At 65.6% G+C, this 320-nt stretch carries 1 protein-coding gene; it reads right to left on the bottom strand.

Features of this window, described 5'->3' with window-relative positions; translation table 11 throughout:
* The coding region (locus tag HKX41_10905) for a hydroxymethylglutaryl-CoA synthase family protein (GenBank protein NNC24639.1) at nt 1–320 on the bottom strand (320 nt) is incomplete at both ends.

Raw genomic sequence — 320 nt, 5'->3', positions numbered from 1 at the left:
GCGGGTGCCGAACTTCATGCTGCGGCTCTTTTCCAGCAGCGCGTCGTACTGCTCCATGCTGAGCTGGTGGCGACGGTCCAGGCGCTCGCCGATCTTCATCGCGCGCAGCCGCTCCTGGCCTTCCTTGCGCACGGTGCCACTGAAGAACTCCGAGCAACAGCCCGAGCCGTACGAGAACACGCCGATGCGCTGCGGCGCGTCGAAATCGCCGTTATCGATGGTGCTGGCCAGCGACAGCGCGGCGGTGGCGCCCATGATGTTGCCCACACGCTGGCAATGGACCAGGCCCGGATTGACCCGGCGCTGGAAATCGACTTCGA

Origin of the sequence: Salifodinibacter halophilus, from assembly GCA_012999515.1 — a bacterium.
GTDB lineage: Bacteria > Pseudomonadota > Gammaproteobacteria > Nevskiales > Salinisphaeraceae > Salifodinibacter > Salifodinibacter halophilus.
This window is presented reverse-complemented; position numbering and strand designations above follow the sequence as displayed.